Genomic DNA, 17,665 nt, shown 5'->3' with positions numbered 1-17,665 from the left:
GCGTGACGCCCTTGACGGCCCACGTCCGTCCTTGCACCGCATCGGCACGGAAGCCAGACGCGTCCCAGAAGTCAATCTCGGCCTTTTCCCGCTTGGCGTGCTTCACGATCGCCGGGTACGTCTGCTTCTCCCACTGCGCTACCGCCAGTGGATCGCGCTGATAGGCGTGTTGCAGCGGCTTCTGTGGGCTCAGCCCCAGCCGCGCCAGCAACGTCCCGACGCTGGCCAGACTCAACCGTGCGGCAAACTTCTTCTCGATTAGTTCACGCACGACCTGCCGCGTCCACAAACCGAAGTCGAAGCCATGCTGGCCAGGGTTCTTGCCATTAACCCAGCCGAACACCTGGCGCTCCTGCGCCGGCGTCAACGTCCGCGGACGACCGCTGCCCTTACGCGTCATCAATGCGCCAGCGCCGCCCTCCTGTGCTCGCGCCAGCACTTTGTACGCCCAGCCGCGATGCAACCCGAACGACGAGGCCACTTCGGCCGGCGATTCGCCTTCGCCCATCCGTTGCAACGCCATCAGGCGCATTTCTTCCAGCGCTGCCCGAGATACCAAACGTCCGTCTCTCTTCTTTATGGATGGTTGGACAGCAGACGTCGACATTTGTTCGGTGAATTCAACTCCGATTCGCAACGCTTTTGAGGACCTGGCATTGTCGTAAATGTCCTCGCACATCCTGGCATGGCCGTAGATGAAGCGTCACAACTCATGGTGATCCTTCCCAGAAATTCGAAGCTCGTGGCCGAACTATGGGCGCCCAGCTCGGCGGTCGGTCTGTTACAGGTCGGTAAGCCTGTGGACATTAGCTACGATGCATTTCCTGCCGCTAGGGACATGTCAGTGCACAGATGCGATTGGATACGAGCGCGCGCCCGCTGCAACGCCGGTGCACTGCATGGGACCCATATCGGAACGAAAGATCAGCACATGGTTGTCGCCTTCCACGCGCATGCGTCATGCAATCAATGCACTCGTTGAGTGACCCACGCTTGTTTCAGCGCAGGCCATGCACAAGCCACAGCTTGTCTCAGGCAGACGCACGCAGCGGCTGCCGGCTCACCACATCGCGCGCCTGCACGATAGCGTCGATCAGCGCCTGCACCTGCTGCGGCGTATGCAGCGCGGACAGCGTCACGCGCAAGCGCGCCTTGCCTTCGGGCACGGTGGGCGGACGAATGGCGCCGACCATGAAACCCGCCTGTTCCAGTGCGGCCGACATCGCCATGACGGTCGCTTCTTCACCGCACAGCAAGGGCTGGATCGGCGTGTCGGACGCCATCAGTTCGAAGCCATGCTTGCGCGCGCCATCGCGGAACGCAGCAATCAATTCGACCAGGCGCGCACGCCGCCAATCGTCGCGACGCGCCAGGCGCACGGCTGCCAGCGTGGCGGCGACTTGGGCCGGTGGCAATGCAGTGGTGTAAATGTACGGGCGCGCGGTTTCGGCCAGATGGCGCACCAGCGCGTCGTCGCCAACAACAACCGCGCCGTAGCCACCGAGCGCTTTGCCCAGGGTCACCAACTGCAACGGCACTTCGGCCACGCCCAGCCCGGCATCGGCCACGCAGCCGCGACCCTGGGGGCCGAGCACGCCAACACCGTGCGCGTCGTCCACATAAAACAGGGCGTCCTGCATGCGGGCCACCAGGCTCAACGCGCGCAGCGGCGCGACATCGCCATCCATGCTGAAAACAGCGTCGCTGGCCAGCATCGCCGCACCCTCGGGCGCGCCTTTGAGCTGACGCATCGCGCCTTCCACATCCAGATGTGGATAGCGTCGCAGCCGGCAGCCAGCCAGCCGTGTGGCGTCGAGCAGGCTGGCGTGATTGAGCCGGTCCTGCACGCAGACATCGTCTTCTTCGCTGAGCAGTGCCTGTTGCACCGCCAGATTGGCGATGAAACCGTTGCCGAACAGCAACGCCGATGGATAGCCCAGCCACTCGGCGATTTCGCGCTCAAGCGTTTCGTGCGCGGTGTGGTGGCCGCAGATCAGATGCGAGGCGGTGGCACCGGCGCCATCGCGGGCAGCGGCATCCTGCAGCGCGGCGATCACTTCGAACTGTTGCGACAGGCCTAGATAGTCGTTGGAGCAGAACCCGGTCAGCCAGCGGCCGTCGATTTCCAGCCGCACGCCATCGCGGCGGCCGACCTGTCGCCGCACCCGCACCCGGTCCTGGGCCACATGCAATTTACGTAGCGACGAAATCCGTCCGTGCAGATCGGGGCGAGCCATGGGAGCGTTCAACGGCAGAGAAGGGCCGCTAGCGTAGCGTGCCGGGCTCAGCGCGCCCAGCCGGCACCGACGACCGGTGCCGGACGCCGGCTCAGGCGGTATGCTCGCAGGCCGCGCTGCGGGTGATCTCCGCATGCACGGTAGCGGGGTGATCGTGCTCGGCCGCATCGACGGTGATCTGCATCGGGCGCAGACCCAGGCGCTGGAACAGCGTCTGGTCGCGCTCGGTATCCGGGTTGCCGGTGGTGAGCAGTTTTTCGCCGTAGAAGATCGAATTGGCACCGGCCAGGAAGCACAGCGCCTGCAGTTCGTCGCTCATTGCTTCGCGGCCGGCGGACAGGCGCACCATCGACTTGGGCATGGCGATGCGCGCAACCGCGATCATGCGCACGAACTCGAACGGGTCCAGCTGCTGGGTGCCGTGCAGTGGAGTACCGGGCACCTGCACCAGCTGATTGATCGGCACCGAATCCGGATGCGCCGGCAGCGTGGCCAGCGCCAGCAGCAGGCCGATGCGGTGGTCGCGGGTTTCGCCCATGCCGACGATGCCGCCGCAGCAGGTCTTCAGACCGACATCGCGGACATGCTCCAGCGTGTTCAGGCGGTCCTGGTACTGGCGGGTGTGAATGATGGTGTCGTAATAATCCGGCGCGGTGTCCAGATTGTGGTTGTAGTAGTCCAGCCCGGCATCCTTGAGCGCACGCGCCTGGCCGGCGTCGAGCATGCCGAGCGTGGCGCAGGTTTCCAGACCCATGGCTTTCACCTCGCGGATCATCGCGGCCACCTTGGGGATGTCGCGCTCCTTGGGCGAGCGCCAGGCGGCGCCCATGCAGAAACGCGAGGCGCCAGCCGCCTTGGCCTGACGCGCCTTGGCCACGACCTCTTCGGTCTCCAGCAGCTTCTGCGCGGTCACGCCGGTGTCGTAGCGCTGCGCCTGCGGGCAATACGCGCAGTCTTCCGGGCAACCGCCGGTCTTGACCGACAGCAGTGTGGAGACCTGCACTTCAGCCGGATCGAAATGGGCGCGATGCACGCTGGCGGCGCGGTGCAGCAGCTCCGGAAACGGCAGATCGAACAGCGCCTGCAGCTCTTTGTGATCCCAGTCATGGCGGACGACAACAGACATCGGAGTTTCCTGACAGTCAGCGGCTTGAAAGCAAGGCAGTCTGGTGAGCATGGGAGATGCTGTCAACGTCAATCAGGTGCGATCGGTTTACAGGTGGCCGCAACGGGTGTTTCGGTTGTTGCTGCCGAGCCTGTGTCTGGTGTGCGCAGAGGCAGGCACGGCCGACGGCGATCTGTGCCCCTCCTGTCGCGCCGCCTTGCCGGATCACGGCCACGCCTGTTTATGCTGCGCCACTCAGCTGTTCGCCTCCGATGGGGTGGCCCTGTGCGGGCAATGCCTGCAGGAACCACCGCCGCTGCAGCGCGTGCATGCCTGTTTCACCTATCGCTGGCCAGTGGACGGGCTGCTGCGGCGGTTCAAATTCCACCAAGATCTGGCGGCGGGTCGCCTGCTTAGCGAGCTGATGGCCCGGCGCTGCGTGGAGCTGCCGCGCCCGCAGGCGTTGGTGCCGGTGAGCCTGCACCGGCAGCGCCTGCGCCAGCGCGGCTACGACCAGGCGCTGGAGTTGGCCAGGCCGCTCGGCCGCGCATTGCAGCTGCCGTGCCTGCCGTTGCTGCGCCGCGTGCGCGCGACCGCGCCGCAATCCGAGCTGGATGCGGTCGAGCGGCAGCGCAATCTGCGCGACGCCTTCGTCGCCCGCGGCCCGTTGCCGGCACATGTGGCGCTGGTGGATGACGTGATGACCACCGGCGCGACGCTGCACGCCGCTGCGAAGGCATTGCGAAAGGCTGGAGTGCAACGGGTGGATGCCTGGGTCTGCGCGCGGGTGCCGTGATCTAGCCTGCCGGCGCCAGCTGTGTGAGGCTTCGCCCTTACCCGCACCCCTTCCGCTCTTCCGCAGGAGAGGGGCTCTCTGTCTGACAGGACAGCGTGGTCGATAGCGATCCGGCTTCCGTGGGTGGATCGCTAAAAAAGAGATTGAGCAATTGAACAGTAGAGGCTGGCAAGTTGTGAATCCTTGCTCGCTACTTCAATGTCTGATCTTCAATCGACGAATTTCCCATCTCCATCTCCATCTCCATCTCCATCTCCATCTCCATCCCCATTCCCGAATCTAACGCCCCGCCACCGCGATGCCAACGAAGATCGCCAGGCCAACCCAGTTGTTGTGCAGGAAGGCACGGAAGCAGGGGCCGCGCTCGCGGTGGCGGGCGATGCGGAATTCGTAGGCCACCAGCAGGGCCGCAACGCCCAGACCGGCCCAGTACGCCGCACCAAGATCAGCGCGCAGGTCGACCAAGGCCAGGACTGCGAACATCAGCGCATACAAGATGCCTTGCGCGACCAGATCGAATCTGCCGAACAGGATGGCGGTGGATTTGCTGCCCATGCGGATGTCGTCGTCGCGGTCGACCATGGCGTACCAGGTGTCGTAGGCAGTTGCCCACAGGATGTTGGCGGCGTACAGCAGCCAGCCCAGAACCGGCACGCTGCCTTGCACGGCGGCGAAGGCCATCGGGATGCCCCAGCCGAACGCCATGCCCAGATAGACCTGGGGCAGGTGGGTGTGGCGCTTGAGATAGGGGTAGCTGGCGGCCAGGAAGACGCCGGGCACGCTCAGCAGCACGGTCAGCCAGTTGAGCGTGAACACCAGCGCGAAGGCCACCAACATCAGTACCACGAATACCCAGAGCGCCTCGCGCCCGGAGACCGCGCCGGTGGCCAGCGGACGCGATTTGGTGCGCTCCACGTGCGGATCCAGCCAGCGGTCGGCGTAATCGTTGATCACGCAGCCGGCCGAGCGGGTCAGCCACACCCCGGCGGTGAACACGAACAGCGTCCACAGCGGCGGCAGGCCATCGGCGGCCAGCCACAACGCCCACCAGGTAGGCCAGAGCAGCAGCAGACTCCCGATCGGGCGGTCGCCACGGACCAGCTGCCAGTACTGGCCCAGTCGCTGCGGGCACGTCAGCCCGCACGCTGCGGGCAGTCGTTCGACATCATGCTTGCTCATGCGGCAAAGGGTAGCAGCGCGGCTCGGCCGTGGTCATGTGGGCGCTGTGCGGGCGGCAATCCTGGCAATGCCCTGCCTCCGCGATGGGATACGGCTGGCCGCAGCGATCAAGGTTGCGAGCGGCCAGGGCCGTGCGTTGGTGCAGGCGGGCTGGGGCGGGCGGTGCGATTGCCCCGCAGGCTCGGCAATGACCGCGCTCAGGCGCGTGCTCAACCTGACGGTCAGGTGGGGAGCGTTGAGCAGGCTTGCATCTGGCGACGGCCGCTTGAGATGGCCGCGCCGCTGCACGTCTGGACCCTGTGCGCTTGAACCTGGGCATCCGGTGCCGCCCGGCGAATGCCCCGGCCGAGAGGCCGGTGTCATCACATCTGGAGTGACGCCGTGGCTGGCCAGGTCCCGTGTCGCCCAGCCCCATCACGCGCACGCCGGCTGTTCTGGCATAATGCGCGGCCAGGCGCTCGTAGCTCAGCCGGATAGAGTAGTGGCTTCCGAAGCCATTGGTCGGGGGTTCGAATCCCTCCGGGCGCACCAATTTCAGTTCCAGGGCTTATGCTGGGATTTAAAAGAACCCTCGAGAGATCGGGGGTTTTTTGTTGTCCGTACACAGCGAAAGGTCAACCCGGAGCCATTGGCATCCAGGCTGATCGGGCATAGATGGGCGCACCCGCCTTCAACGCAGGAGTGCAGAAGATGGATGTCCCATGCACTCAAGCGGCTTCATGGAACACTTCAACGACAGCGACCAACGCGGCGTCCTGGATATGCAAGGGTTCGACAGTCTGCGCGAAGCTGGCAAACAGACCGGCTGGCGCTTGGCTGGCGGCCGGCAGCAAATAGAGACAGCATGGACGCGGCGGGTAAGCACCCGCCGAGTTCTGCAATCAACACACCAGCATGCCTGTCCGTTGTTAACATAGGCAAAGGTATGCTTGCGCTGCGATCCCAGCGTCGCCGGCGACGCCACATCGCGTGCCGACCCGACCCCTGAAAACTGCACCAGTGCGCGCGCGGCCGAGTCCTCCAGGCAACCACCCGCTCACTGACACCGCGCCCACAGATTCTGTGCGCGCTGTTGACGCATTGGGCCGATAATGGCGCACCGCTGGCAGCACGCCAGTCTGCTGCCAGGGCGCGTATGTCTCTTTCCGTCGACTCATCGGATGCCGCCACCGCGGCAGATTCGCTTCCGCCCGCACCAGCGCACCGCCCGCGCGCACCTGCCTCGATGGTGGTGCTGGCCACGCTTGCCGTTGGCTACACGCTGTGGGCGGCGCAGACGATCATTCTGCCGATCATGCTGGCCGTGTTTTTCGCGTTGATCGGCAACCCCATCCTGCGCGGTCTGCGCAAGTTGTATATCCCGCGGTTTCTCGGCGCTTTGCTCATCCTGTGCCTGGGCCTGGCAGGCACCGTGACCCTGGCGGTGCAACTGGCCGGCCCGGCTGCCGAGTGGGCGCAACAGGCACCGCAGCACATGCAGCAGATTGCCCACGATGTGCGCAATCTCACCAAGCCGGTGATGCAGGCCAATCAGGCGGCGGAAAATTTTGCACGCGCCGCCGGTGGCGAAGGCCAGCGCGGCGTGCAGATCGTGCGCACGCAGATGGACGACCCTTACAAGGCCCTGGTCCGCACGCCCAAGCTCGCCGCGTCGGTGTTGGCGGTGGTGCTGCTGACGTTCTTCTTCATGGTCTATGGCGAAAGCCTGCAGCGGCATGCGATCGCCTTGCTGCCGAACCGCCAGCAGCAACGTTTCACCACCGAGATCATGCTGGACATCGAACGCGAGGTTTCGCGCTACGTGCTCACCATCAGCGTGATCAACACGCTGGTCGGGCTGGTGTTTGCCGGCATTTTGTATGTACTGAAGATTCCGCTGCCGGAAGCGATCTTGTGGGGCACGGTGGTAGGGTTGTTGAATTTTGCGCCGTATGTAGGTCCGTTGATCGGCGTGATGCTGATGCTGCTGATGGGCTTTGTGGAATTCCGCACTACCTTGTCCTCGCTGTTGCCGGCAATCCTGTACCTGGCACTGCACACCATCGAAGGCCAGGTGGTCACGCCCATCGTACTGGGCCGCCGCATGGCGATCTCGCCGCTGATGCTGATCCTGGGGCTGATGCTGTTCGGCTGGTTGTGGGGCATGGTCGGCCTGCTGCTGGCGGTTCCTTTGCTGGTCTGCATCAAGATGGTGCTGAGCCGGGTGGACGTCATGCAGCGCTGGGCGCGGTTGCTTGAGTAGCGGGGACTGGGGAGCCGCAAAGGCATGCATTGCGTCACTGGATCGGCTCGAAGGCCACTTGACTGCTTTTGCCACTCTCCAATCCCGACTCCGCAACCCCCTTTTCATAGCCACCGCCGTAAAATGCGGCAATGAGCTTCCACATCCGCGCCATCACCCTCGACCTCGACGATACGTTGTGGCCCTTTGCGCCGATCGGGGCGCGGATCGATCAGATGCTGTACGACTGGATGCGCGAGCACAGTCCGGTCACTGCCGAGCGCTTTCCGGTGGAGGCGATGCGCGCGCTGTGTGAGCGCAGCTTTGCCGACAACCCGCACCTGCATCACGACCTCAGCGCGCTGCGTCGGTTGACGCTGGAAATGGCGTTGCGCGAGAGCGGCGGCGATCTGGCGTTGCTGGAGCCGGCCTACGAAGTGTTCTATGCCGCACGCAACCAGGTGGAATGCTATCCGGATGTGCTCGACGCGCTGGCGCGCATCGCTGCGCACGTACCGGTGGCCGCGCTCAGTAACGGCAATGCCGATCTGCAGCGCATCGGGCTGATGCATCACTTCGCATTTCAGCTGGGCTCGCGTGAACACGGCAGCGCAAAGCCCGACCCGAGCATCTTCCTGGCCGCCTGCGGCCGGCTTGAGGTGTCTCCGGCGCACGTGCTGCATGTGGGCGACCACGTGCGCACGGACGTGCTGGGCGCGCTGGATGCAGGCCTGCGCGCTTGCTGGATCAACCGCGAAGGTGCGGTGTGGTCGCACCCCACCCAGCAACCGGATCTGGAATTCGACAGCATGACCGGGCTGGCCGATTGGCTGGACGCGCAGCCGCCGCATCCTGGCCCCGCGCACGCCGGCATCACCCTTCCCGCCTGAGCCCATTGCTCGGCGCACGGCGCCACATTCGAGGATTCCCATGTCGCACCTCACCGGTTTCATCGATTCCAACGCCGCGGCCTTGCCGCTGTATGTACTCGACCGCGAGAGCTTTACGCGCTGGTGCGCACAACAGCCCACCGGTGTGCTGTCGTGGGCGCAGGCGCAGCGTTTCGAAGCCGCACCGGGCAGCGTACTGCTGTTGCCGGGCGACAACGGGCTGGCCGGGGCGATTCTCGGTATTGGCGATCGTGCTGATGCCTACGCTTATGCGCATGCGCCGATGGCATTGCCGCCGGCCAGCCGCTGGACGCTGGCCAACCCGTTGAGTGATGCCGAGCAGGCGTTGCTGCATCTGGGCTGGGGATTGGGCGCGTATCGCTTCGCGCGTTATCGCAAGGTGCCGCGTGCGCCGGCCGAACTGGCGGCCACGCCGTCGGCACAGACGCGCGCCTTGATCGAGGCCTGCCTGCAGGTGCGCGACTGGGTCAATACGCCCACCGAAGACATGGGCCCGCAGCACCTGGAAGACGCCACGCGCGCAGTTGGCCAAGCGCATGGCGCTCAGGTCGATGCGATTGTCGGCGAGGCGTTGCTGGCGCAGAACTTCCCCACCATCCATACGGTGGGGCGCGCGTCGCATCGCGCGCCGCGCTTGATTGAGTTGCAGTGGGGCGACACGGCCCATCCGCATCTGGTGCTGGTCGGCAAGGGTGTGTGCTTCGACACCGGCGGGCTGGATCTGAAGCCGGCCGATGGCATGCGCAACATGAAGAAGGACATGGGCGGTGCGGCGCATGCGTTGGCGCTGGCCGGGCTGGTGATGGCGCAGCAGTTGCCGGTGCGGTTGACGCTGCTGATTGCGGCAGTGGAAAACGCGGTGGGCCCGGATGCGTTCCGCCCTGGCGAGGTGATCACCACCCGCGCCGGTGTGACGGTGGAAGTGGACAACACCGATGCCGAAGGCCGCCTGGTGCTGTGCGATGCGCTGAGCTATGCCACCGAGCAGCGCCCGGACCTGATCCTGGATTTCGCCACCCTCACCGGCGCGGCGCGGATCGCGCTGGGCCCTGACCTGCCGGCGCTATTCGCCAACGACGATGCGCTGGCACAGGCCTGGATCAACGCCGGCGAACAGACCCGCGACCCGGTGTGGCGCATGCCGCTATGGCGTCCGTATCTGCGCTATCTCAACAGCCATGTCGCCGATATGGCAAACGCCGGCTCGCGCATGGCTGGCGCCGTCACCGCCGCGCTGTATCTGGAACGCTTCGTGGCACCCGGCCAGCCGTGGGCGCATCTGGACGTCTACGCCTGGAACGACAGCGACCGCCCTGGCCGCCCCGCCGGCGGCGAAGCACTGGCCCTGCGCTCGGCGTTCGCGATGCTGCAGCAACGTTACGGAAGTTGAGCGCGGCCAGCGCTGCTGTCACGCTGCGGCGAACACAGCGCTTCCGCTGCGCGGGTCATCCCTGGTTACGCAACAATGGCGCGATCGTGCGCATGCGTGTCTGCGTCGCCGGGCCGATCAATGCAAATGCGGTATCGCCTTCAGCCCAGTATTGTGCCAACAGACGGCCATCGCGGCGCTCGCCGGTCGGCATCGGTCCGCTGCGTGGACGCAGATACAGGCCAATGCGCGCAATTGGCACGCTATACACCAGCATCGCGGCCGCGCCTTCCAGCATGAACAGCAATTGCCCACCGCGCAGCGTATGGCCTTGCGCGCGCAGATCCGGCACGACGCCGGCATTGCCGAAATACGTGCGCAACCACGGTTGCAACTCCGCACGGCGCTGCACGTCCAACGCAACGCCCTGCTGCGTGCCGGCATCGGCGAACAGGCGATAAGCGGCGACGGCAGCGGCCATCGGCACGCGTTGGCTGGCGACCCGGCTCGCATGCAGCTGCCAGCCCAGTCCGGTACCCAAGCCCAGTGCCAGCACGCAACTGGCGGCCACAGCAAACACGGCGCGACGGCGTTGTTGCAGGCCACGGCGAATCGCCGCAGGCGTGAGTGCATGGCGCCCATCTCCGGTGCAAGGCCGGCATGCGCGGCACGTAGCGCTTCGGCATCGCGCTTCCAGCCAGCCAGCCACGCGCGCGGCCGGCGCGGGATGCGCCTGCAACCAGGCCGCCACTGCTGCGTGTTGCTGCGGGGCAAGGCGGCCATCGACATAGGCGTGCAACGCGTGTTCGTCGGGCGGTGCGATGGTCATTTCAGGATCCTCGATGCAGGTGCGTGGTTCACGTGACCTTCGTTGACTGCGCGCAAGCGTTCGCGCGCACGCGACAGGCGCGAGATCACCGTGCTAATCGGGATGCCGAGGGTGTCTGCCACCTGGCGATCACTGAAACCCTCCACGCTGACCAAGAGCAACAAGGCGCGCTGCTCGGGTGGCAACAACGCCAGACGGGCCAACATGGCGCGACCGTCGTGCACCTGTTCGGCGGATGCGGATTGGCTGGGCTGTTGTGGGGCGAACAGACCCACCACCCGCTGCCAGCGCGCGACACGGCGCTGCCCATCCAGAAACTGCCGGTACAAAATGGCGAACAACCACGGCTGCAGGGCGTCGGCGGTATGCCGTGTGCGCCACCGCCGCAGCGCACGCTCGAGTGTGGCTTGCACCAGATCGTCGGCGCTGGCGGGGTCGCCACTCAGCGAGCGCGCGAAGCGGCGCAGCGCCGGCAGCATGGCGCGCAGTTGGTCATCGTCCAGAGCATCCATTGGCAGGTTTTGGTGGTGGCATCACGCAGTGGACGCACTGAAGCGCGGATGATTCCCACCATTCGTGCGCGTGCCACACTATTATTGGCGATCAAGGGAATAACTCGGCGCACACGTCGTCTCACTGCATCGACCACTCACAGCATCGACCACAGGAGCCAGCCATGACGTTGCCACCTCCCTCGCCCCCGCGTGCGCGCAGCCCCGTGCTGCCGTTGTTGGGGATTGCCGCGATTGCCGGCGGCGTTGCGCTGGCGTTTGCCTGGACGGCCGGCTGGATCGGCAGCGACCGGCTCACTGCCGCACGCATGACCGACACCATCGAATCCAGCGGGCCGCCGCATCCGGGCTTCCGCCGTGCGCATACCAAGGGTGTCTGCGTGAGCGGGCACTTCCAGTCCAGCGGCAAGGCCACCTGGCTGTCGTCGGCACGCATCTTCAGCCAGCCCAGCACGCCGGTGCTGGGACGCATGTCGATCGGCGGCGGCGACCCGCACGGGCCCGACGGGCAGGCGCGCGTACGCAGCATGGCGCTGCTGTTGCGCAGCGACGATGGGCAGCAATGGCGCACGGCGATGAACAGTTTTCCGTTCTTCGTGGTCGCCACGCCGGCCGGCTTTCAGGCACTCAATGTGGCCTCCAAGCCAGACCCGGCCACCGGCAAGCCGGACCCGGAAAAACTGGCGGCGTTCGGCAAGCAATATCCGGAGGCAGCAAAGTTCCAGCAGTGGGCCAAGACCGCGCCGTGGTCGGACAGCTGGGCCAACACGCAGTACAACGGCGTCAACGCGTTCCGCGCGATTGCCGGCGATGGACGCGAACGCTACATCCGCTGGTCGATGCGCCCGCAGACGCCGTTCAAGGAATTGAGCGCCGAACAACGCAAGCAGGCCGATGGCGATTTTCTCGCCACCGATCTGGATGCGCGGCTGACGCAGGGGCCGCTGCGTTGGGACATGGTGCTGACCATCGCCGAGCCCGGCGATGCGGTGGACGACCCGTCGCAGCCGTGGCCGGACAGCCGCAAGCAGATCGTGGCCGGGACGCTCTTGATCGAGCGTGCGCAGCCGCAGGCCACCGGCCCGTGCCGCGATCTCAATTACGACCCGTTGATCTTGCCCAAGGGCCTTGCCGCATCGAATGACCCGATTCTGGCGGCACGCTCGTCGGTGTATTCGCAATCGTTCAATCGCCGCGAGCGCGAGATCGCTGACGGCCAAGGCAGCGCCGCCACCGGCCAGGGAGCACGCCAATGAGCAGACGCACCCACTTCAATCTGCCTGCGCGCGTATTGCATTGGCTGATGGCCGCGATGATCCTGACCATGCTGTTCGTCGGTGTGGGCATGGTGGCCTCGGTGACGCAACGGCCGTGGTTGATCGATCTGCATCGCCCGCTGGGCATCGCGATTTTGATCCTGGCAGTACTGCGCTTGATCAACCGCTTGCGCCATCGCCCACCGCCGCTGCCGGCCGATCTGCCGGCGTGGCAGAAGGCCGCCGCGATTGCCTCGCATTGGCTGCTGTATGCATTGATGCTGGGCATGCCATTGATCGGCTGGGCGATGTTGTCGGCCGGCGGCTACCCGATCGTGCTGTGGCCGGGCGCGAACCTGCCGGCGATCGCACCGCACGACCCTGCGCTGTATGCCTGGCTGCGCAGCGCGCATGGCTGGCTGGCGTATCTGTTGTTCGCCACCGTGCTGGGGCATCTGAGCGCAGCCCTGTTCCATGCCTGGGTGCGCCGCGACGGCGTGTTTTCCAGCATGGCGCTTGGGGAGCGGTGACTCTTTCACATGAGCCTTTGATCACGCAGGTGGAGCACGGACCCAGCTTGCACTGAGCGAGCCCTTTGCCTTGCCCTGGACAGCAGGGCTCGCTCATTGGCAGAGTCCGTCAGCAACAGTGCGTTAGAGCCGCCTATCTACAGGTGGCTTCAACTCTGACGTGCGCCCAGCACGATCAGCCGCAAACTGCGTCGCAACCAGCACGCTGTGCAGTATCGGCCCGATCACGCGCAGCGCATCAGCGCCCATCGGCGCACGCAGGCCAGCCGGCGTCCACGCATCGACGCCGAGCGCATCCGCCAGATCGAGGTTCTGCTGAGGGAGGACGTCAGTCCCGAACAGATTGCCGGCCGCACCGGCTTGGCCAGTCACGCAGGGATCTATCGGCACATCGACGCCGACCAGAAGCGCGATGGTCGGTTATTCATGCATCTACGCAAACGCCGCCGCAAACGCCGTCGGCGTGGCGTGCGCGTGCGTGCAGCGCGTTTGCTGATCGCCACGACCGTGCGCGAGGTGTAGGCGGGCCATTGGCCCGCCGGGATTCGGGAGTCGGGAGTGGTGACAGCTGCGGCAGCGCATCTGGCTGCCGCAGCTGAACACAGGGCAGGCTGTCATCGTTCTGTCACCGCAATGCGGTAGATGCGCGGGCCGGGCAGGCCGTAGTCTGCTCGGCCGTTTGTTCCATCGATCAATCGCGATGACGCGCCTGCTTCTGCTGGTCTGCGCCTGCCTGTGGCTGGCCGGCTGTTCCTCTCCTTCGACCTCGCTCAGCGAGCGCCTGGTTGCGCCCGGTGGCACCTCGCCGCTGCTGGACGAAGAACGCATCGCCGCCACCATCGCCACGGTGCCCAACCGCAGCGGGCATGTGCTGACGCGCGATGGCGTGCCGATCTTCTGGCGTGCGATCGACCCCGGCCAGTACGCCATGCAGTACCGCTACATGGGTCAGCGCAACGACCCGGCGCATGCGCTGGATGTGGATTTCAGTTTCAAGGTTCCGACCGCTGTGCCGCCGACACCACGCGGCACGGTGGTGGTGCTGCATGGTTGGATGATGGATGGCGATTCGCTGCTGCCCTGGTCGCTGCAGCTCGCGCAGGCCGGCTATCGCGTGGTCACCATCGACCTGCGTAACCACGGCCATTCCGGCGGCGGGCCGTCCGGCTACGGCACGCGCGAATCCGATGACGTCATCGATGTGATCGATGCACTGCAGCCACGCGGCGAAATCCGCGGGCCGCTGTATCTGTTCGGTATTTCCTACGGCGCGGCCACCGCGCTGTTCACTGCCGACAAACTCGGCCCACGCGTGACCGGCGTGGTGGCGATGGAATCCTTCGCCAATGCCGGGCGCGGCATTCGCGACATGGTGCCGCACATGCTCTCCAGCCAACCGCACGGATGGCGCGGGCGGGCGGTGGCCGCGTATGCGCGCTGGCGCTATGCCGACCAAAATATCGACGCGGTGATTGCAGCGGCCGATACCCAGCTCAAGTTGGATCTGGACCATGTCGATGTCGCACACGCTCTGGCCGACACGCGCAGCTGCGTGCTGCTGTTGCATGGCGATGCCGATCAGCACATTCCAGTAACCCATGGCCGCGCACTCGCCTTGGCCAGTGCGCGTGCGCATTACGTCGAGCTCGCTGGCGAAAACCATTTGAGTCTGCCGCTGCGGCTTGACCTGCTCGGCGGGCCGATCGATCAATGGCTGGCGCAGGTGCAAGAAGACCCCAGCCATTGCCCTGCGCCGCAAACGCTGCCCGCTTCCACGCTGGCCGTCGCCAGCCCCCTGGCAGTGCCGCAGAGTTGAGCACGGCAATCGCGGCACGCTGACGCGCAGCCTTCGCGCTGCTCCACGCCACACGCATCGCATGCAGCGTGGCGCTGACTCAGCGCGCCGCCACCGGCTGACGCGAACGCAGTACGCTGTCTCCAACGAACAACAGCAAGCCGACCCAGATCGCGGCAAAGCCCATCGCGCGCCCTTGGTCGAACGGCTCGTGGAAGAACCACACGCCCAGCAGCAGCTGCAGGCTCGGCGCGATGTATTGCAAGATGCCCACCAACGACAGCGGAATGCGCCGCACGCCGTAAGCGAAGCCGATCAACGGCAGCGCCGTCACCACACCACCGAAGATCAGCATCGCATCGGTGCGCAGGCTCCAGCCGCTCAGGAACGCGCCGCCGTGGCCCTGCTCGCCCCAGGCCGCCAGCAGCAACGCCGGCACGAACAGATACACGCTTTCCACGCCCAGCCCGGCCACCGGATCCACTGCCACCAATTTGCGCAGCAGCCCGTAAATACCGAACGACACCGCCAGCCCCAGCGCAATCCACGGCGGCGCACCGGCAACGATGGTCAGCCACAGCACGCCCACTGCCGCGCACACCACCGCCACCCACTGGATGCGACGCAGGCGCTCTTTCAACACCAGCACGCCCAGCAAGACGCTCAGCAGTGGATTGATGAAGTACCCCAGGCTGGCCTCGATGACATGCCCGGCGTTGATCGCCCAGATGTACAGGCCCCAGTTGAACGCGATCGCCACGCTGCTGCCGGCCAGCATCCACAATGCACGCGGCTGCGCGGCAATGCTGCGCCACCAGCGCAGGCCCAAGCTCGCCAGCAGCCACACCACCACCAGCACCGTGCTCCACACGATGCGGTGGGCAATGATCTGCAGCGACGGCACCGCCTTGAGCAGATGCCAATACAGCGGCACCAGCCCCCACAGCACGAAGGTGGACGCGGTGATCAGTAGCCCGCGCCGCGCCTCCTGTGGCGAGACCGTGCTCATCGCCGCGCCTTGGCGAAGATGACTACCAACACGCCCGCCAGGATCACCGCCATCGCAGCGATGTCCTGCGCGCGGAAGCGCTCCTGGCCCAGCCAGGCGCCCAGGCTCACCGCAATCACCGGGTAGGCGTAGCTGCCGGCCAAGGCCGGACGCACGTGATGCAGCAACCCCACGTAAGCGGTGAACGCCACGATCGCGCCGAACACCCATCGGTATGCCACGGCCAACACGCCTTGCGGGCTCGGCCATGCCTGTGGGCGCTCGCCGATCAGCAAGCCGGTGCTGACCAGCAGCACGCCACCGCACAGCATCTGTCCAGCGGCGGTCATGAACGGCGACGGCAGATCGCGTCCGCACGACCACACCGAGCCGAACGCCCAGCCGATCGGTGCGATCAGCAGCAACACCAACCCACCCGGCGTCGCGGTCAAACGGGTGCTGGCGTTGAACCACACCATGCCCACAAAGCCGATCACAATGCCCAACCATTCGCCGCCGCTGGCATGCTGCCCGCGCAATGCACCGACGGCACCGTCGCCACCGCCGTGGCGGCCAGCCCGGACGACACGCTGCGCCCGGCCGACACCACCATACCGTTGCCCAGCAGCAACAATGCCGCGCCCATCAGCGCCACGTTCTTCCATTGCGCGCGCGTGGGCGCAGCCACACTGCGCCAGCGCAGCACGCTGTAGAGCACGCTACCGGCGACGATGAAACGTATGCCGGACACCATCGTCAGCGGCTGCGCACCACTTTCCAGCGCAACGCGGATCGCCAGATAGGTCGAGCCCCACACCACGTAGACCAGCAACACGGCGAGAACGACTAACCCGCTGCGCGCAGGCGCGGCAGCATCGTGAGAGGAAGACATCGGAATCGTGCCGGGCAGTACAGCGGAAACCTCAATTCTAGAGCACATGCACACGCCCTCGTCGCACACAACCGGCAGCCGTCTATCGCGCTATGGTGCACGCCAACCCGCATCCGAGAGCGCATATGCAGCGTCGTCTTTTCTGGTTGGCCCTGGCCGCCCTGAGCGCACTGTCCACCACCACCGCAGCACGCACCCCCGAGCCTTGGGAGCTCAGCGGGAGCAAGCTGATCGACGCGGGACTGGACGGATCGCTGGCGCCGGAAATCACCGCGCCAGAGCAAGCCGAACTCAAGGTCATGCTGTCGGCCAACCGCGCTGGCGCCTATCTGCTGGGCGTTGCCAGCGCCAGCTACTGCAGCCAGTGGTGCATGCCGGTAGGAAAGGCAGGCATGCCGGACCTGCAGGCGATCATCGCCGACATCGGCGCGCTGCCCGACGCGCGCCAAGCGCAAGCCGCGCCTGACCTGATCGTCCAGGCACTGGCCAAGCGTTATCCGTGCGGCAGCGTCGCCCAGCACAAGCGTGCCGCCAGCGGCACGTAACGCAAACATCGGCAAGTCGTAGGGCACGCCTATACGTAGGCGTTCAATGCGAGAGCGTTGACCACAACACCAGCAGTCGCACTGAGAGCGACGAACACAACGTCGCGAGCAACCGTCCAATGCGCGTGGACAGTGCACAGGGTCGGCAGTGGACGCGTGAGCGAAGGCCACACCGAGCACCGACTGCGTCCGCTTGGCGTAGCGAGCAGTCACCGATGCGCGTGGACAGCACGCAGGATTCGCAGTGGACGCGTGGCACGTACCGCACGCCCGCCTGGCAATCAGCGCAGCCGTGTTGCTAGCTGGTCTTGGCCCCTTGATCGGGGGCACGCTGCCCACGCACGCCCTGCACACTTAGAGCGGCTAACAAAACGACTGCGCTCACCGCCAGGCGGGCGCGGCCGGTGCTCGGAATCCGCATGTACCACGCGCACACCCCGGTTCTGAGCGCGACGTCCGCGCCCACCTGAGCGCTGCTCGCTAGGTGTTGTTAGCCGCTC

At 65.8% G+C, this 17,665-nt stretch carries 14 protein-coding genes, 1 tRNA gene, 1 other RNA gene and 3 pseudogenes; 11 read left to right on the top strand and 8 right to left on the bottom strand.

All coding sequences use genetic code 11. The features are described from left to right. The 3 genes from WJW29_RS18205 to bioB all read right to left on the bottom strand — a co-directional run. Positions 1-607, bottom strand: a 607-nt coding sequence (locus WJW29_RS18205) for an IS630 family transposase (RefSeq protein WP_113014172.1), incomplete at its 3' end; no start/stop codon positions are given. A gap of 424 nt (positions 608-1,031) precedes the next feature. Beyond that, a complete protein-coding gene (bioF, locus tag WJW29_RS18200) occupies positions 1,032-2,405 on the bottom strand; it encodes an 8-amino-7-oxononanoate synthase (RefSeq protein ID WP_027704113.1) in 1,374 nt (457 codons plus the stop codon). Continuing rightward, positions 2,329-3,363, bottom strand: a complete 1,035-nt coding sequence (gene bioB, locus WJW29_RS18195; RefSeq protein ID WP_011257387.1) for a biotin synthase BioB — start codon at positions 3,361-3,363, stop codon at positions 2,329-2,331. The genes bioF and bioB overlap by 77 nt, the downstream gene beginning before the upstream one ends. 49 nt (positions 3,364-3,412) lie before the next feature. Here bioB and WJW29_RS18190 point away from each other — a divergent pair, with 49 nt between their 5' ends. Continuing rightward, positions 3,413-4,138: a ComF family protein gene (locus WJW29_RS18190; protein WP_042465430.1), complete on the top strand. Its 726-nt coding sequence runs from the start codon at positions 3,413-3,415 to the stop codon at positions 4,136-4,138. A gap of 279 nt (positions 4,139-4,417) precedes the next feature. On the opposite strand, the gene ubiA is transcribed toward WJW29_RS18190, so the two are convergent. Next, positions 4,418-5,317 (bottom strand): 4-hydroxybenzoate octaprenyltransferase, encoded by a 900-nt coding sequence (gene ubiA / locus WJW29_RS18185; RefSeq protein WP_011257385.1) that lies wholly within the window; start codon positions 5,315-5,317, stop codon positions 4,418-4,420. A 454-nt stretch (positions 5,318-5,771) separates the two neighbouring features. Here ubiA and WJW29_RS18180 point away from each other — a divergent pair. The 4 genes from WJW29_RS18180 (at position 5,772) to WJW29_RS18165 (ending at position 9,839) form a co-directional block, all read left to right on the top strand. Continuing rightward, positions 5,772-5,848: transfer RNA gene (locus WJW29_RS18180), tRNA-Arg, on the top strand. Positions 5,849-6,452: 604 nt separating this feature from the next. Continuing rightward, positions 6,453-7,559, top strand: coding sequence for an AI-2E family transporter (locus WJW29_RS18175; protein ID WP_011407418.1), 1,107 nt, complete (start codon positions 6,453-6,455; stop codon positions 7,557-7,559). Between the two features lie 131 nt (positions 7,560-7,690). Next, entirely contained in the window at positions 7,691-8,428 is a 738-nt protein-coding gene (locus tag WJW29_RS18170; RefSeq protein WP_011257383.1) for an HAD family hydrolase, read from the top strand. A gap of 40 nt (positions 8,429-8,468) precedes the next feature. Beyond that, complete coding sequence (locus WJW29_RS18165) at positions 8,469-9,839, top strand: leucyl aminopeptidase family protein (RefSeq protein ID WP_011257382.1); 1,371 nt, start codon at positions 8,469-8,471, stop codon at positions 9,837-9,839. Positions 9,840-9,894: 55 nt separating this feature from the next. On the opposite strand, the pseudogene WJW29_RS18160 reads toward WJW29_RS18165, so the two are convergent. Both WJW29_RS18160 and WJW29_RS18155 read right to left on the bottom strand, forming a co-directional pair. Then, a pseudogene (locus WJW29_RS18160) lies at positions 9,895-10,647 on the bottom strand (anti-sigma factor). Next, positions 10,644-11,159, bottom strand: coding sequence for an RNA polymerase sigma factor (locus tag WJW29_RS18155; RefSeq protein WP_011257380.1), 516 nt, complete (start codon positions 11,157-11,159; stop codon positions 10,644-10,646). Before WJW29_RS18155 ends, WJW29_RS18160 begins: the two are co-directional and overlap by 4 nt. Positions 11,160-11,323: 164 nt before the next feature. On the opposite strand from WJW29_RS18155, the gene WJW29_RS18150 reads away from it, so the two are divergent. The 4 genes and pseudogenes from WJW29_RS18150 to WJW29_RS18135 all read left to right on the top strand — a co-directional run bounded on the left by WJW29_RS18150 (position 11,324) and on the right by WJW29_RS18135 (position 14,761). Next, positions 11,324-12,415 (top strand): catalase family peroxidase, encoded by a 1,092-nt coding sequence (locus WJW29_RS18150; protein WP_011257379.1) that lies wholly within the window; start codon positions 11,324-11,326, stop codon positions 12,413-12,415. Then, positions 12,412-12,945 (top strand): cytochrome b, encoded by a 534-nt coding sequence (locus tag WJW29_RS18145; RefSeq protein ID WP_011257378.1) that lies wholly within the window; start codon positions 12,412-12,414, stop codon positions 12,943-12,945. The genes WJW29_RS18150 and WJW29_RS18145 overlap by 4 nt, the downstream gene beginning before the upstream one ends. Positions 12,946-13,104: 159 nt before the next feature. Next, a pseudogene (locus WJW29_RS18140) lies at positions 13,105-13,419 on the top strand (IS30 family transposase); the annotation flags it as partial. A 226-nt stretch (positions 13,420-13,645) separates the two neighbouring features. Further along, entirely contained in the window at positions 13,646-14,761 is a 1,116-nt protein-coding gene (locus WJW29_RS18135) for an alpha/beta hydrolase (protein WP_011407417.1), read from the top strand. A 79-nt stretch (positions 14,762-14,840) separates the two neighbouring features. On the opposite strand, the gene rarD is transcribed toward WJW29_RS18135, so the two are convergent. Both rarD and yedA read right to left on the bottom strand, forming a co-directional pair. Further along, complete coding sequence (gene rarD / locus WJW29_RS18130) at positions 14,841-15,749, bottom strand: EamA family transporter RarD (RefSeq protein ID WP_011257375.1); 909 nt, start codon at positions 15,747-15,749, stop codon at positions 14,841-14,843. Then, positions 15,746-16,668: pseudogene (gene yedA, locus WJW29_RS18125) on the bottom strand (drug/metabolite exporter YedA). Before yedA ends, rarD begins: the two are co-directional and overlap by 4 nt. Before the next feature lie 44 nt (positions 16,669-16,712). On the opposite strand from yedA, the gene WJW29_RS18120 reads away from it, so the two are divergent. Both WJW29_RS18120 and WJW29_RS18115 read left to right on the top strand, forming a co-directional pair. Further along, complete coding sequence (locus WJW29_RS18120; RefSeq protein ID WP_011257373.1) at positions 16,713-17,165, top strand: Rap1a/Tai family immunity protein; 453 nt, start codon at positions 16,713-16,715, stop codon at positions 17,163-17,165. Between the two features lie 419 nt (positions 17,166-17,584). Further along, positions 17,585-17,661, top strand: a non-coding RNA gene (locus WJW29_RS18115) — sX9 sRNA. Positions 17,662-17,665: the final 4 nt, after the last annotated feature.

The organism is Xanthomonas sp. JL1 (assembly GCF_038405005.1).
Note: the sequence above shows the minus strand (reverse complement) of the source record. Positions and strands in the feature narration are given on the sequence as shown.